Origin of the sequence: Algoriphagus vanfongensis DSM 17529 (assembly GCF_000429465.1) — a bacterium.
Lineage (GTDB): Bacteria > Bacteroidota > Bacteroidia > Cytophagales > Cyclobacteriaceae > Algoriphagus > Algoriphagus vanfongensis.
In genome coordinates, this window is sequence record NZ_AUBX01000009.1 from 825,843 (window position 1) to 842,121 (window position 16,279).

The following is a 16,279-nucleotide window of genomic DNA, read 5'->3' on the forward strand; positions in this document are numbered from 1 at the left end:
TGTTTCTTTCCTAGATTATTGAAGCAAAAAACAATTTATTAGCTTAGTAATTGCACGTAAGCGACAAGGACTAGTAACTTACAACTTTTACGATTAATCTAACAATACATGGACAGCCTGTTGAAAAACAAAATCACAGCTCAGGGTATGGATCCTGAGACTGTTTCCCAACAAATTGAAAACTTTAAAAGCGGATTTCCTTTTTTGACCATCACCGCACCAGCCACTCCAGACAATGGAATCAAGGTATTGAGTGAGGAGGATTTGGATCATTTTGTGGAAACATACCCAATGAATGCAGCGGGGATCGAAGTCGTAAAGTTTGTGCCGGCCTCTGGGGCTGCGTCTCGCATGTTTAAAGATCTTTTTGCTTTTCTGGATGGAAATGGAGATCTGTCTAGCAGTCCATTCGTCCAAAAATTTATGGACAAGATTGAGCGGTTTGCTTTCTATGAGGATCTCAATGAAGTCCTGAAAAATCGCGGAACCTCCATTGAAGACTGTCTTGACAGAAAAGATTACAAGGAAATCGTAGCTGCTTTGTTGCAGGAGGATGGTCTTGGATACGGTAGCCTTCCAAAAGGATTACTCAAGTTTCACACGTATGAAAATGAAAGAAAAACGCCAGCCTATGAGCATTTGACTGAGGGAGTTCAATATGCCGTAGGAAAAAATAATACTGTAAAAATCCACTTTACAGTATCTCCAGAGCACGAGGAAAAATTCAAAAAAGAAATTGCTCAGATACTGCCTGTATTGAAGTCTGAAACAGGGTTGAATTTTGAAATTTCTTATTCCCAACAACAAAAAGCCACGGACACCATAGCAGTAACTTTAGATAATGAGCCATTTATGGAAGAAGATGGATCCATCCTATTTAGACCTGCTGGCCATGGAGCTTTGTTAGCAAATCTCAATGAAATTTCGGCTGATCTTATTTTCATCAAAAACATAGATAATGTGGTTCCAGATCATCTGAAGCCTGAAACCAAAAAATATAAGATGGCTATTGGAGGATTGCTTCTGGAGGTTCAATCCAAAGTATTTGAGGCCCTCAAAAAGCTGGATGAGGAGATATCTACGGAAACGGTTCAAGGAGCTCAGCAGGTGTTTACGGATGAGTTGGGAGCCAAACTTCCAGAAGATTTTGAAAGTAAAACTGAGGTAGACAAAGCGAAATTCCTTCAAGGGAAATTGAATAGACCTCTAAGAATCTGTGGAATGGTCAAAAACACCGGTGAACCTGGAGGAGGACCATTCTGGATTTTGGAGGAAGATGGGAGTCAATCTCTTCAGATTTTGGAAACTGCTCAGATCGATTTGAGCAATCCTGATTCCAAACAAAAACTAGAGACTGCCACCCATTTCAACCCGGTAGATTTGGTCTGTGCCACTCGGGATTACAAAGGCAATAAATTTGACCTCATGAAATATCGTGATATGAAAACCGGCTTTATCACTGAAAAATCTAAAAATGGACGCGACTTGAAAGCACTCGAGCTTCCAGGGCTTTGGAATGGCTCTATGGCAGGTTGGAATACGCTTTTCGTAGAAGTCCCGTTGATCACCTTCAATCCAGTCAAAACAGTCAACGATTTATTGAGAGACGAACATCAATAAAAGCTGAAGACTGAAGGCTAAAATGAAAAAGCTGAAATTGACTCAGAGTCGATTTCAGCTTTTTCATTTCCTGACCACTGTATCACTGATCACTACTCCCTCTTCCCTTCATACAAGTCATATTTCAGCAAGCGGCAGTCGATTGTCCCATTCCAAAACTCAATTCTTCGGCTGGCCTTCAGACCTACCTTTTTTGCCAATTCCATATTTCCGGTGAATATATACCCTCTGTAACCAGCACATTGCTGCTTCATAAAATCTCCCATTCTACGATAAGTCTGCTCCAGCTCTGTTTGCTCCCCTAGCCTCTCTCCATATTCCGGGTTAAACATGATCACACCTCGAGGTCGCTCTGGGATCTCTGTCTCAGCAAAATCACATACCTGAAAATCTATCATATGATCGACTCCCGCAGTGATTGCATTCTCTTTGGCAAAAGAAATCGCCTGAAGAGATATATCAGATGCGATAATTTTCACCTCTGGAACTTCTAATACCTTATTTTCCAACTTTTTCATTTTGGCATGATAAGCTTCCTCATCATAGCCTAAAATGGACATAAACGCATACTGACTACGAAACAAGCCCGGAAAACGCTTGGTAGCCATCAATGCTGCTTCTATGGCCAAAGTACCGGAGCCACACATGGGGTTGATGAATGGCACTCGGGTATTCCACTCCGAAGCATAAATAGTAGCGGCAGCCAAATCCTCCATCATAGGAGCTTTTCCAGGAATCTTGCGATACCCATGCTTTGCCAGAGTATCTCCAGAGGTATTGATATAAGCGGTCGCTTGATTTCCTTTCCAAAAAACCTGAAAGACCGCTCCTTGATACTCAGAACCTGAGTCAGGTCTCCTGCCAAATTTTTCACGAAAACGATCCACTATGGCGTCTTTCACCTTGACATTCACGATCAGAGGTGTGGTGACACTATCATTTTCCACCACAGAATTGATAGAAAAATAGCCATCCACATCCAGGTAATCTTCCCACGAAATAGCTTTAAACCTTCGGTAGATATCGTTGGCATGCCTCAGGTAAAAGGACTTGATCTCAAAAAGCACATGAGAGGCAGTTCTCAAATGTAAATTGAGGTCCATACAGTCTTCCATGGAAGCGACCAATTCTACCCCTGTTCTCTCTACAGCTTCAGGCACAAAACCCAACTCTCTTATTTCCTTCTCTAGATAGGACACCGAGCGATCCTTACAGGTGATAAAGACCTTTCTTCTTTCGTTAAAATCAAGCATGCACAAAAGTATGGATTTCAAGCCAAAGAAAGCCTATTGCGAGGTAGAGTCCATTTGTAAAAAATCAAGCTGCAACTCGCAAACGATTGCGTAACTTACATCTAAGACAGCTTGTAGCTCAGGGTCGAAATGCCCAATTTAGATTGCTATAAATACCTCAAAAACATGAAATATAAGACGATTTTGGGCCTCATGACCGGCCTGACAATTTTAGCAGCTTCCTGCTCAGCTCCGGAGCAAAAAGCAGAATCTGATGGCTGGGTGGATTTGTTCAACGGCGAGGATCTCAGCGGATGGAAACCAGTAGCTGGTACTGCCACTTTTGATGTAGTCGATGGAGTGATCATCGGTACTGCAGTAGAAGGATCTCCCAATACCTTTTTGATCACCGAAGAGACATTTGGTGATTATATTTTGGAACTCGATCTGAAAGTCGAACACAAAACATCTAACTCGGGAGTGATGGCAAGAGGTCAATTTGACCCTGCTGCCAGAGATGGCAAAGGTCTTGTCTTTGGCTACCAGATCGAAGCAGATCCGAGTGACAGAGCTTGGTCAGCAGGTGTATACGATGAGGCTCGCAGAGGCTGGCTTTATCCTTTGGAACTCAATCCTGATGCAAAATCGGCATTCAAACTGGGTGAGTTTAACCATTATAGAATTGAAGTCATCGGTGATGAAATCAAAACTTGGCTAAATGGTCAGGAAGTGGCCTATGTGGTGGACGACATGGATAAAAATGGTTTTGTAGGATTACAGGTGCATAGTATCAGCCGACCAGAAGATGCTGGAAACAAGACCTATTTCAAAAATGTAAGAATCAAAACGGAGAACTTGGATCCAAAACCATTCAGCAAAGACATTTTTGTGGTCAACAATCGTCTCAACTCTCTCACTGATTATGAAAAATCTACCGGTTGGGAGTTACTTTTCAATGGCCAAAATTCAGATGGTTGGAAAGGTGCTTACAAGGAAACGTTTCCTGAGGAAGGCTGGACTATCCAAGATGGTATCTTGACCATCGCAGCGTCTGATGGGAGCGAGTCTACCAGCTACGGGGATATCGTGACAAAAGAAGAGTATGCCGCTTTCGATTTGGCCTTTGATTTCAAATTGACAGAAGGAGCCAATAGTGGCCTGAAATATTTTGTAACACTTTCTGAAAACAACACTGGTTCTGCGATCGGCTTGGAATATCAGATTTTAGACGATGAAAAACATCCAGATGCAAAAATGGGACGAGATGGCAATCGGACTTTGGCTTCTCTATACGATTTGATTAAGGCCGAAAAACAAGGAAGGTTCATCAAGCCAATCGGTGAGTGGAACAAAGGCCGTGTCGTCGTCTATCCTGACAACAAAGTCGAACATTACCTCAATGGAATCAAAGTAGTGGAGTATATCAGAGGTTCGCAGGAATACCTAGATCTGGTCGAAATCAGCAAATACAAGAAGTGGGACAACTTCGGTCAAGCCGAAAAAGGACATATCCTTCTTCAAGATCACGGTAATGAAGTGAGCTTTAAAAACATCAAAATCAAGACCCTACAATAACCCAACGAAACATGAGTAAATCTAACAGACGGGAATTTTTGAAGAAAAGCAGTGTGGCAACTCTGGGAGTTTCAGCCTTGGGAGCTGCTGGCTTTTCAGCCAAATCCTATTCTCGCATACTGGGAGCCAATGAAAGATTGAATGTAGCCATCGCCGGATTGGGTAGAAGGCTGGGAGCTTTCTATGAACCAATATCTCTTGAGTCCTCCAATGTCAACCTGATGTACCTCTGTGATGTCATGGACAGTCAGATGACCAAAGCTGCGGAAAACTTCTCTAAGAGGATTTCTTACCAGCCAAAATTGGAAGGCAATATTATGAAGGTCCTTGAGGACAAAGACCTGGATGTATTGATCAATGCCACTCCGGATCACTGGCATGCTCCAGGCACCTGGCTAGCATTGGAAAGAGGCAAGCATGTCTATGTAGAAAAACCCTGCTCACATAATCCTCGCGAAGGGGAATTGCTGATCGCTTTTCAGAAAAAATTCAATAAAGTAGTGCAAATGGGTAACCAGCAGCGATCTTCTCCAGAAAGCCGGGAAATCATCAGCGCTATTCACAACGGTGCTATTGGCAAAGCTTATAAGGCCGTGGCATTTTATAGCAACCAGAGAGGCGAAGTAGTCAATCCCTCCCCCTCAGCTCCACCAGCTGGATTGAATTGGGATCTATTTCAAGGACCTGCTCCACGCAAGTCTTATCAGCATGACACCTGGGACTACAACTGGCATTGGTACGGCTGGGACTATGGCACTGCTGAGACTGGCAATAATGCTACACATGAATTGGATGTGGCCAGATGGGCACTCCAGGTGGACTTCCCCAGCAAAGTGACAGTAGATGCTGGCAAATATCACTTTGTCGAAGATGGCTGGACCATGTACGACACTATGGAAGCCTCTTTCAAATTTGCAAATGGCTCGACCATCCAATGGGATGGAAAAAGTAGAAATGGCTACAATACTTATGGAGCAGACAGAGGCACTATTATTTATGGAAGTGAAGGAAGTGTTTTTGTAAATAGAAACGGTTACAAGCAATTTGATCGAGGTGGAAAACTGGTCAAAGACAGTTCTTCTGCAAGCAATGAAGCCGGTACAGCACTCGGAGGCGGTGGAGATATGAGTACCACACACGTGCAGAATTTCTTCAATGCTATCCGAGGTACCGAAAAGCAAAACTCCACAATCGAAGAAGGAGCAGTCAGCACCCTGTTATGTCACTTAGCTAATATTTCTTATCGTACAGGTGAGACTTTAGAGTGCGACTCCAGCAATGGACATATTACCAATTCTTCCAAAGCCAAAGCTCTTTGGACTCGCGAATATGAAAAGGGATGGGAACCTCCAAAAGTGTAATGTATTTTATATATAAATAAATGTAAGAGCTAAATCGAATGATTTAGCTCTTTTTCATTTTTATGCAATTGATTTAAACGACCTTTTTGGACATATAATTATATATTATACAACAATGGTGTACAAATATTTTTCATAATTCAATATAAGATCTACTTTTTTACAAAATCCACATATCAGACTGATTGCGAATAACTTAGGAATGCAATCGATTCCGCACTTTCTTATTTACATCTATTGTCGCAGGAAAGGATAATTGGTAAATTTTAAAAATAAACGGTAGGCCTCAGTTCTCACTAAGACTTAGTGTTTATATAATATTCTATCTATCTATTAACATAACCCAAAAACTATGCGCTTAAAGAATTACACTTACCTTTTGGTGGTGGTGTTCTTGATGATGGGGCTATCCACTGCCCACTCGCAAGATCAACAAGTAAGCGGGACCGTATTTGACGAATCCGGAACCCCGCTGCCAGGTGTCACTATTTTACTTAAAGGCACCACAAGAGGAACCACCACAGATCTGGATGGAAAATTCAGCATCGCTTCACCAAACGATGGAGTATTGGTCTTCTCCTTTATAGGATATAATCCCAAGGAGGTCACCGTCGGCAATCAATCACAAATTACAGTCAACCTTACACCAGATCTCGCAGACCTGGAGGAAGTCATCGTCGTCGGCTATGGTACGGCAAAGAAAAGTCAATTGACAGGTGCTATCTCGTCTGTCGGCAACAAAGAAATCCAAGAACTTCCCATCACGGATGCACGTCAGGCATTGCAGGGAAGAGCAGCAGGGGTAGATGTCACACAGCCAGGATCTAAGCCAGGATCTGCTCCGCAAGTAAGGATCCGAGGTAGAAGATCCTTCAATGCCTCTAACGAACCCTTATATGTAGTCGATGGAATTCCCATCGTAGGAGGCCTGAACGACATCAACCCGCAGGATATCACTTCCATGGAGGTTTTGAAAGATGCATCTGCCACGGCCATTTATGGATCTAGAGGATCTAATGGTGTCGTCCTCATCACAACCAAAAGAGGAACAAAGGGAAAAACAATCGTTTCCGTTGATTCCTATTATGGTGTCAATAGAAAACTGGGTACAATCGATGTATTCAATGGGCCTGAATTTGCAGAATATAAAAGAGAGTCACGCCGTGCAAGCGGAGAATATCCTGCCGGACCAGCTACTCCTGAAGCCGATGAATCACTATTTGAGCCAGTAGAACTGGAAGGCATCGCACTCGGAAGAAGTACAGATTACGTGGGAGGACTTTTGAGAAATGGAGCCATCCAAAGTCATCAAGTCGGTGTCAGTGGCGGTTCAGAGAAAACTAGCTTTTTTGTGTCCGCCAACTATTTCAATGACAAAGGTGTCATCATCAATCAGGATTATACGCGCTATACTTTCAGAGCCAACATCGATCACCAGATCAATGACAAAATCAAGTTTGGGACTTCTACCCTAGTATCTTTCAGTGAGAGAAATGGTGAAAACTTCAATCCATTAGGCGGAGCTTTGGCAGAGAATCCACTGGGAAAACCATACGATGATGATGGAAACCTCATATTCCTGCCGACTTCTGATGGTTTGAGAACCAATCCCTTTGCAGAGATCGTCCCTGGTGCTCAGGAAGACTTGACCAAAAACTACCGGATTTTCAACAGCATCTTTGCGAATTGGGAAATCACCAAAGGTTTGACATACAGATTTGTCTTCGGACCGGATATCACGATCAGTAGAAATGGACGGTTTACCGGATCCCAAACAAATGCACGAAGAGGCGGAGATGCTACCGGTAGTGTTTTCGATGAATTCACGTTCAACTATACTTTGGAAAATATCCTGACTTATTCCAAAACATTCAACAGTGATCATAACCTCAACCTGACAGCCCTACAGTCTATCCAAAAAGATCGCTATGAAAATAGCTCCATCAGTGTTTTGGGTATCCCTGCTGAGTCACAGCTATTTCATCGATTGGGAGATGCTTCCCAGATTACAGGAGCCAATACCGCACTAGTTGAGTGGTCTTTGATGTCTTTCATGGGTAGAATCAATTACGACTACAAAAACAAATATCTGATCACAGCCACCTTGAGAGCAGATGGCAGTTCCCGTTTCGGTGAAAACAATAGATTTGGCTTTTTCCCATCTGTCGCATTGGGCTGGAATATCCACTCGGAAGATTTCATGCAGACCTCCAATTTTGTCGATCAGCTGAAATTACGTGTTTCATATGGACAAATCGGAAACCAAGCAATCGACCCATATCAGACACAGGCTCTTCTGGGAAGAACTTCCTATGCCTATGACAATAGCCCGGCTTTTGGTTACAGACCAAGTACCATTGGAAATCCTGATTTGAGATGGGAAACTTCCGCCACATTCAACGCCGGCTTAGACTTTGCCATTTTGGACAGCAGAATCTTCGGGTCATTGGAATATTACATAACCAATACTTCTGATCTCTTAGCACCGCAGCCATTGCCCAATTCCATCGGATTTGGAGGCTTCACCACCAACATAGGCGAAACACAAAACCGTGGTATCGAACTGACACTTTCAACTCTTAACGTCGAGAAAGGAAGCTTCACGTGGACATCTGACATCATTTTCAATAGAAACCGAGAAGAAATCATCTCTCTGCCTAACGGAGATGATATCGCAGCAGGTAGATTTATAGGACAGCCACTGACCATCTTCTATGACTGGAAAAAAATAGGAATCTGGCAACTATCCGAGTCGGATCTGGCTACATCATTTGGTGACAATCCTGGTGAAATCAAAATCGAAGATTTCAATGGAGATGGCAAGATCAATGCAGATGACCGCCAGTTCTTAGGATCCGTTGTTCCAAAATTTGCGTTGGGTCTGACCAATCGATTCTCTTACAAAGGATTCGACATGTCATTTTTCCTTTATGGCAGATTTGGATTTATGATTAGATCTCAATTCCACACCAGCAACAATACTTTGGCAGGAAGATACAATAACTTGGATATAGACTATTGGACTCCAGAAAATCCTACCAATGAATTCCCTAGACCAAATGTAAATCAGGAAAGCGCCAAATACGCTAGCTCCATGCAGTATTTCGATGGGACTTTTATCAAAGTTAGAAACATCAATTTCGGCTACAACTTTACTCCTGAAGCTGCCAAAAAAATTGGTATGACCAGCTTACGCTTGTACACCAGTATCCAGCAGCCTTTCATTTTTGCGGAGTATAGATCCAAGTACAAGGGCATCGATCCGGAAGTATTTATGGACGGAGAGCAAGGTGTAGGCGCCGGCACAGTCAATGCCAACGTCGCACCTGCGGTGACCTCATTTACATTTGGTGTCAATGCTAAATTTTAATCAGCTATGAAAAACGTATCAACAAAAATAAACTATTGGGCTAAGACCACCACTCTAGCCCTGGGATTGACTGCTACGGTATCCTGTAGCGGTTTTTTAGAAGAAGATGTAGTCTCTCAAATCGGCAATGACTACCTCAATACAGCCAAAGGGCTAAATGACGGAATCAATGCAGCCTACAGTACCATGAGAAACTGGTACGGGACAGAGAGAGGAAATAATTTCACGATTTTTGGCACAGACATCTATACTAACGGTGCTGATGGTTCATGGAAATTTATGAACACCTATACGAATCAGTTTGACTCCCAAAATGGGCATGCGAGAGAAGTATGGGACGAACTCTACCGTGGAATCAACACTTGTAATGCCGTCATAGACCGGTCTGCAGATGTCTCTGGAGTCAGCGAAGAACTACTCATGCAGCGTATCGCCGAAGCCAAATTTATCCGCGCTCATCACTACTTTATCTTAGTACAATTATTTGGTGGAGTGGATTTGCAGCTTTCCGAAACACAAGTTCCCACCAAAGAAGTCACAAGAGCGTCTGTTCAGGCAGTATATTCTGCTATCGTACAAGATCTGCAGGAAGCTATTCCCAACCTCGAAGCCAATGCAAGGTCCTCAGATTATGGCAGAGCGACACGACCGGCAGCGGAGCATTTGCTTGGAAGAGTTTACATCACCAAAGCAACATCCGAAGCTGCAGAGTCTTCTGATTATGCTAATGCAGAACCTTTGCTACAAAGCGTCATAGATAATTATGGGTTTGTGTTACTCCCGGATTTTGGAGATGTACATGCCTTTGGCAATGAGATCAATGACGAAGTCATTTGGTCTGTCCAGTACACGCGAGATCCTTTGACTAATGGAGGAGGCAACAATTCTCACGTATTTTTCCTTATGGAGTATGATGTCCAGCCAGGCATGCAACGAGATACTGAAAACGGAAGACCATTCAAAAGGTACATGCCAACGCCTTATACTTTGAATGTCATATTTGCTGATCGGGTCAATGATTCCCGCTACAAAAAAAGTTTCCGAGACGCATTCCTGTCCAATAAGCCTGGAACTTATAACACCACCTTTGACAAGTCCAAAGAGACGGTGACTTTCGCACAAGGAGACACTACCATGTGGCTGCCAGGCTACAATATGTCTGAAGCCGAAAGAGCGAAATACCCCTATCAGGTTTTGACTCCAGAGCTATACACCGAGCGACTTTTCCCTGCCCTACGCAAGCATATGGATCCAGGAAGAGCTGACCGTACTCAATTTGAAGGAGGAAGAGACTACATCGCCATGAGATTGGCTGATACCTACCTGCTATTGGCAGAGGCTCAGTTTAGACAGGGAAAAATCGCTGCTGCGACAGATAACATCAATATGGTCAGAAGACGAGCTGCTTTCCCGGGTATGGAATCCGAAATGGAAATTTCAGAATCTGATTTGACTTTTGAATTCATCACAGAAGAAAGAGCACGGGAGCTCATCGGTGAGCAAACCAGATGGCTGGATCTAAAACGTTGGGGAATACTTGTAGAACGGGTCAAAGCTCACAATCCTCAAGGCGCTCCCAATATTCAGGAGTTTCATACTCTGAGACCAATACCTCAAAACCAAATAGATAGAGCTGAGGGTAACGCCAGCGCATTCCCTCAAAATCCGGGTTATTAATTGAATTAGCTGGTTTATTGAAGCAAATAGCCACACTGATATTCGGTGTGGCTATTTTTTTTGCTGGTAAATATCCATTGCATCCCCCTGTTTTTGTCAGCTTTTGACCTGATAAGAATCATAAAAATGAGCTGGTTCAAAATAAGACTGAACCAAGGATTTGCCCATACTTTTACAGACTCAATTTTGCATCAAACCATGGACAATTTAGCTTCTCATACTTCTCCACATACGTTTCACATTCCAGTCATGGGCTTGGGATATACGGTCGACAGCCCTATCAAGGTAGCGCCTTGGGGAATCTCGAGTGTGATATCCATCATGGATGACCAGCTTTTGGAGGAAATGAGAAAAGTCTATAGTGCAAAATACCAGATGGACTTCACACCAATCGCAGATCACGAATCAGATGCGCGTGCTAAACGAATTACGGCTTTTCTGGATCTGAGCCTAGCATTGGTCAATAGACAAGTCACAAGCATCAAAAATTCTGGCTCTCTTCACTCAGCTCAGGTTCAAAAATACATTCAGCTATTACCTGAAAGTCACCCTCTTAAAAAACTGAATTCCAGTCAAAAAATCCTCATAGACAGGGAATTCACTCAAAGTCTGATCCAGCCCGGAAGCATCGATATCAATATCATGACCAAAGTAGATAAGATCAACTATGACAAAACTGGAACTGCCCTATCCAGAGAATATTCAGATGCTCTTTCTGCCCTGAGGGGCTATGCCAATAGTCAGCTGGACTCGATGGTAATATTCTCAGCAGGTATGAATCCTGCATTGTTTGCCTATGCAGAGAATTTTGCAGATTTTTTTCCTGATGATTCTTCACATATCAAAAAGCGAATCTGTCTCAAAGTAAGTGACTATCGGTCGGCTTTGATTCAAGGCAAATTTTTGGCAAAAAAGGGGCTTTGGGTTTCTGAATTCAGAATAGAATCCGGGCTCAATTGTGGTGGACATGCCTTTGCTACGGAAGGCTTTTTGATAGGCCCCATTTTGGAAGAATTCAAGGCTCAACGGGCTGAACTGGAGCAAACCCTTCGACAGAGCTGCAATCAGACTCTTGGAGATAAAAATTTACCTCAGCTTACTGAAAAGAATCAAATCAAAATCACTTACCAAGGAGGAATTGGCACTTCCGAAGAAGATCAGTTTCTCAAAACCTATTACGAATTGGATGGTACAGGCTGGGGAAGTCCATTTCTATTGGTGCCCGAGGCTACTTCTGTAGACTCGGACACGCTTGATCGCTTAATACAAGCCAAGCAGTCCGATTACTTTCTCAGTGATGCCTCTCCGCTAGGTGTTCCTTTCAACAACCTGAAGACATCAAGCGGAGAGTCACAGCGAAAAGCCAGAATCGCCAAAGGAAGACCAGGAAGCCCTTGTTACAAAAAGTTTCTTTCTTTCAACACTGACTATTCTCAAAAGCCCATCTGCACTGCTTCCAGACAGTATCAACATTTAAAATCCAAAATGTTTGAAAAAGGGGAAATTCCACAACAGGCGATGGATGAAACATTGGCTAAGGATTGCCTGTGCGAAGGTTTGGGTGCTCCTGCCCTCCTATCCAATGGAATCAGTCCAAAGCGAAACCTAAGTGCGGTTACTATTTGTCCCGGCCCGAACTTGGCCTATTTCAAAGGCACTTTTAGCCTCCAGCAAATGGTAGATCATATCTATGGCAGACTGAAGATCAAACTAAGTCCCTCCCGCCCTCATCTTTTCGTGAAAGAACTGGAGCTTTACCTTGATTATTTGCGAAAGGAAGTGGAAAAGACAGGCACAGAACTGAGCGCCAAGAAGGAAAGCTATTTTCGACGCTTTCAATCTAACCTTCAAGCAGGTATCGCCTACTATCGTGACTTGGGCACGAAGATCAATTTCGAGGCAGAGGAAGCGATGACCAAGATTCAAATGCAGCTAGATCAGCTGGCACAAGAACTGAATGACCTCAACTTAAAGCTGCAAAGCCGCCTTACCTAACCAAGGTCGATTCTCTGATTGTAATTTGGCTTGGAATCACTATCGTCTGGTCGATCAGATCCGTGTGCTTAGGCTTCGTAAGCTTTTTGATCAGTAGTTTGGCACATTCCTGACCGATGGTCAAGGCTGGCTGGGTGATCGTCGAAAGAGATGGGCTGAGCAGACCGGCACTACTCATGTTGGAAAAAGTAATAATCTTCAAATCATCGGGAATTCTCAGATCAGTTTTGCGGACAGCATGATAGGTCGCTATGGCAAGTTTTTCTACCGAAGAAAGAATGCCATCGGGTCTATTTTGAGATTTGAGGAGTTGGGTGATACTTTGAATATTCTCTTCTTCATTGAGGCAGCAATGCATACTGAAGGTAGGCTCAGGCGCCAATCCAGCTTCATTCAGTGCATCCAGATAGCCTCTGTGCCTTTCTTTGGTGATGGAGAGTTCCTTACTCAGCATCAAAAATGCTATCTTTTTACACCCTTGCTGGATCAAGTGCTTGGTTCCCTGAAAAGCACTTTCGTAGTCATTTGTTATGAATTTGGTCGTCGGGATTTCACTACAAATCCGATCAAAAAAGATTATGGGAAGCTCTCTTTCGTATAATTTGGTCAGGTGCGAGACATCACTTGTCTGACTGGAAACTGACATCACGATGGCATCAGCTCTTCGGTTTTGAAGAAGAGAGACGATTTTTTTCTCTTTCTCTACATCCTCATGTGTGCTGTAGACCAATAAGTGAAAGCCATGCTCGTGAGTCACCTCTTCGATTCCATCCATGACTTGAGCAAAGAAATTATTGATTCGCTCCGGAATAATGACCGCAATGGTCTTGCTTTTATTTTCCCGCAGGCTTCTTGCAAAAGGGTTGGGTTGATAATTGAGCTTTTCGGCCATGCTGACCACCTTTTTCTTGGTTGCTTCCGAGATCTCATAGCTATCGTTTAGCGCTCGGGACACAGTAGAAGGCGCCAAGTTCAGTTCTGCGGCCAGTTCCTTCAAGCTTATTCCATTACTCATGACTATTCAGGGTCTATCAAAATGTGCCTGAAATTACAAATCAAATAGGGTCCGTCCATGGAATCTTCTAAAAAAATCGCAAACGTTTGCGTATTTAAATCTCAAAAAAAGCGCTTTTAAGGGTACATTCATACTTTGTAAAATGAATCCAAAATCACCTGGAATTCCATCTATGATCTCTACTGAAATCAAGACAAATTTTCTCAGCGAAGATTTCCTACTTCAATCCCCTGTTGCCAAAGTACTCTATCACGAATACGCCAAAGATCTCCCGATCATTGACTACCACAATCACCTTCCTCCTCAGGAAGTGAACTCTAATAAGCAATACGCCAATATGAGTCAGATCTGGTTGGCTGGGGATCATTACAAATGGCGAGCGATGAGAACCTTGGGTATCTCCGAGGAAATGATCACTGGTAAAGCCTCAGATCAGGAGAAGTTTCTGGCTTGGGCCAAGACAGTCCCTTATACGCTCCGTAATCCACTGCATCATTGGACTCACTTGGAGTTGAAAAGATATTTTGGGGTAGACGAACTCCTCCACGAGGATAATGCCCTAGAGATTTATGAGCACTGCAATTCTTTGCTTCAAAATCCCGAGTACAGCAGCAATGGCCTACTCAAGCAGATGAATGTCGAAGTGATATGCTCTACAGATGATCCTGCGGATGGGCTGGAAGAGCAAGTTTCTTTTGCCAAAAAAGCCGACAGTTTTCAACTCTATCCGGCTTTCCGTCCAGACAAATCCTACGCAGTAGAAGATCCCGAATCCTATCTCACCTATCTCGAAAAACTAGGTAAAGCTGCTGGCGTGACTATCGACTCTTATGAGGATCTTCTGATCGCATTAGAAAATCGAATTGCCTATTTCCATGATAGAGGCTGTAGACTTTCGGATCATGGACTGGAGCAATTGTATTTCTTTGATCAAGACGAATACAATATTCAGGAACTATTTGAATTGTTACGATTCAAAAAATCCCTGACCAAACGAGAAGTTGAATTTTTCAAGTTTAAGACCTTGCTTTCCTTATGCAAAATGTACCACCAAAAAGGATGGGTGCAGCAATTTCACCTCGGAGCCTTGAGAAACACCAACACTCGGATGCTTTCTACTTTGGGACCTGACACAGGTTTTGATTCCATCGGTGATTTCAATCAAGCAAGTGCGTTAGCGGGCTTTTTGAATGCCTTGGACTCCAATGATCAGCTGAGCAAAACTATCCTATACAATCTCAATCCAGGATTTAACGAAGTCTTTGCTACAATGATTGGCAATTTCAACGATGGCAGTACGCGTGGCAAAATCCAATTTGGCTCAGGCTGGTGGTATCTAGACCAAAAAGACGGCATGGAAGCACAGATGAATACCCTGTCCAACATGGGGCTGATTTCCTGCTTTATCGGTATGTTGACCGATTCCCGTAGTTTTCTGTCATTCCCGAGACATGAATACTTCCGAAGAATCCTGTGTAATCTATTTGGAAAAGATGTAGAAAACGGAGAACTGCCATGGGATGAGAAATGGCTTGGAAAAATCATCTCCGACATTTGCTATTTCAACGCAAAAAACTACTTTGACTTTCACCCAACCAATTATAAAACCTTACAATGAGTAACAGTCTTTTCTCCCTAAAGGGAAAAATTATAGCTTTTTCAGGAGCCACTGGAGTATTAGGTGAGTCCATGAGTCTCCACCTGGCCAAAGAGGGCGCTACCCTCCTGATCCTAGGCAGAACCCCTCAAAAAGTCGAAGCTCTTGTCGACAAAATCCAAGAACAAGGAGGCAATGTGAAAGGGTATATCTGCGATGTGACTGACGAAGAAAGTCTGGAAACTGCTGCTACTGAAATTGCGAAAGACTGGAACTACATCGATACTTTGATCAATGCGGCCGGAGGAAATATGCCTGGAGCAGTCGTGACTCCGGATAAAAATTTCTTGGATCTGGACACATCCGCACTGCGCAAAGTAATGGATCTGAACTACATGGGCACGGTACTCCCCATCAAAGCCCTACTTCCACTGATGCTTAAAAAGGAGCAAGGCAACATATTAAATATCAGTTCAATGGCTGCTACCAGACCTATGACACGAGTGATGGGATATGCTTCAGCAAAGGCTGCCATTGACAATTTGACCAAATGGCTCTCCGTGGAGTTGGCTGCCAAGCATGGACCTGACTTCAGAGTCAATGCCATTGCCCCGGGATTCTTTTTGACAGAGCAAAACAGAACTCTCTTGACAGAATCTGACGGCTCTCTGACCAAGCGTGGAAATCAGATAATCACTCATACTCCGATGGAGCGTTTTGGCAAACCCGAAGATCTGCTGGGAGCATTGCAATGGCTTTGTTCGGATGCATCCAAATTTGTTTCAGGCACAATAGTTCCTGTAGACGGTGGATTCAGTGCCTATTCCGGCGTCTAAT

The 16,279-nt window shown here is 43.4% G+C and carries 9 protein-coding genes and 1 pseudogene; 8 read left to right on the top strand and 2 right to left on the bottom strand.

From position 1 onward, the window contains the following. Window positions 1–108: 108 nt before the first annotated feature. The gene (locus G460_RS0105005) at window positions 109–1,620 is read left to right on the top strand and encodes a DUF4301 family protein (protein WP_026954333.1); all 1,512 of its coding nucleotides are present in this window, start codon (window positions 109–111) and stop codon (window positions 1,618–1,620) included. A 92-nt stretch (window positions 1,621–1,712) separates the two neighbouring features. Here G460_RS0105005 and G460_RS0105010 read toward each other — a convergent pair whose 3' ends face one another. After that, complete coding sequence (locus tag G460_RS0105010; RefSeq protein WP_026954334.1) at window positions 1,713–2,873, bottom strand: THUMP domain-containing class I SAM-dependent RNA methyltransferase; 1,161 nt, start codon at window positions 2,871–2,873, stop codon at window positions 1,713–1,715. A 165-nt stretch (window positions 2,874–3,038) separates the two neighbouring features. Between G460_RS0105010 and G460_RS0105015 the strand changes: the two genes are divergently transcribed. The 5 genes and pseudogenes from G460_RS0105015 to G460_RS0105035 all read left to right on the top strand — a co-directional run bounded on the left by G460_RS0105015 (window position 3,039) and on the right by G460_RS0105035 (window position 12,830). Then, window positions 3,039–4,427, top strand: coding sequence for a 3-keto-disaccharide hydrolase (locus G460_RS0105015; protein ID WP_084421151.1), 1,389 nt, complete (start codon window positions 3,039–3,041; stop codon window positions 4,425–4,427). An 11-nt stretch (window positions 4,428–4,438) separates the two neighbouring features. Next, window positions 4,439–5,788 (top strand): Gfo/Idh/MocA family protein, encoded by a 1,350-nt coding sequence (locus G460_RS0105020; protein ID WP_026954336.1) that lies wholly within the window; start codon window positions 4,439–4,441, stop codon window positions 5,786–5,788. Between the two features lie 352 nt (window positions 5,789–6,140). Then, window positions 6,141–9,158 carry a SusC/RagA family TonB-linked outer membrane protein gene (locus tag G460_RS0105025; RefSeq protein ID WP_026954337.1) on the top strand — a complete coding sequence of 1,006 codons (3,018 nt, stop codon included), beginning with the start codon at window positions 6,141–6,143 and terminating at the stop codon, window positions 9,156–9,158. A gap of 6 nt (window positions 9,159–9,164) precedes the next feature. After that, window positions 9,165–10,772, top strand: a pseudogene (locus G460_RS0105030) (RagB/SusD family nutrient uptake outer membrane protein); the annotation flags it as partial. A gap of 261 nt (window positions 10,773–11,033) precedes the next feature. Beyond that, window positions 11,034–12,830 (top strand): hypothetical protein, encoded by a 1,797-nt coding sequence (locus tag G460_RS0105035; RefSeq protein ID WP_026954339.1) that lies wholly within the window; start codon window positions 11,034–11,036, stop codon window positions 12,828–12,830. On the opposite strand, the gene G460_RS0105040 is transcribed toward G460_RS0105035, so the two are convergent. Next, on the bottom strand, window positions 12,823–13,845 hold the full coding sequence (locus G460_RS0105040; RefSeq protein WP_026954340.1) for a LacI family DNA-binding transcriptional regulator: 1,023 nt from the start codon (window positions 13,843–13,845) through the stop codon (window positions 12,823–12,825). The genes G460_RS0105035 and G460_RS0105040 overlap by 8 nt on opposite strands. A 142-nt stretch (window positions 13,846–13,987) precedes the next feature. On the opposite strand from G460_RS0105040, the gene uxaC reads away from it, so the two are divergent. Further along, window positions 13,988–15,463 (top strand): glucuronate isomerase, encoded by a 1,476-nt coding sequence (gene uxaC / locus G460_RS0105045; RefSeq protein ID WP_245578699.1) that lies wholly within the window; start codon window positions 13,988–13,990, stop codon window positions 15,461–15,463. After that, entirely contained in the window at window positions 15,460–16,278 is an 819-nt protein-coding gene (locus G460_RS0105050) for an SDR family oxidoreductase (RefSeq protein ID WP_035463859.1), read from the top strand. The genes uxaC and G460_RS0105050 overlap by 4 nt, the downstream gene beginning before the upstream one ends. Window position 16,279: the final 1 nt, after the last annotated feature.

Coding starts and splice junctions, on each gene's coding strand:
- G460_RS0105005 (WP_026954333.1), top strand. CDS start 109: ATGGACAGCCTGTTGAAAAACAAAATCACAGCTCAGGGTATGGATCCT.
- G460_RS0105010 (WP_026954334.1), bottom strand. CDS start 2,873: ATGCTTGATTTTAACGAAAGAAGAAAGGTCTTTATCACCTGTAAGGAT.
- G460_RS0105015 (WP_084421151.1), top strand. CDS start 3,039: ATGAAATATAAGACGATTTTGGGCCTCATGACCGGCCTGACAATTTTA.
- G460_RS0105020 (WP_026954336.1), top strand. CDS start 4,439: ATGAGTAAATCTAACAGACGGGAATTTTTGAAGAAAAGCAGTGTGGCA.
- G460_RS0105025 (WP_026954337.1), top strand. CDS start 6,141: ATGCGCTTAAAGAATTACACTTACCTTTTGGTGGTGGTGTTCTTGATG.
- G460_RS0105035 (WP_026954339.1), top strand. CDS start 11,034: ATGGACAATTTAGCTTCTCATACTTCTCCACATACGTTTCACATTCCA.
- G460_RS0105040 (WP_026954340.1), bottom strand. CDS start 13,845: ATGAGTAATGGAATAAGCTTGAAGGAACTGGCCGCAGAACTGAACTTG.
- uxaC (WP_245578699.1), top strand. CDS start 13,988: ATGAATCCAAAATCACCTGGAATTCCATCTATGATCTCTACTGAAATC.
- G460_RS0105050 (WP_035463859.1), top strand. CDS start 15,460: ATGAGTAACAGTCTTTTCTCCCTAAAGGGAAAAATTATAGCTTTTTCA.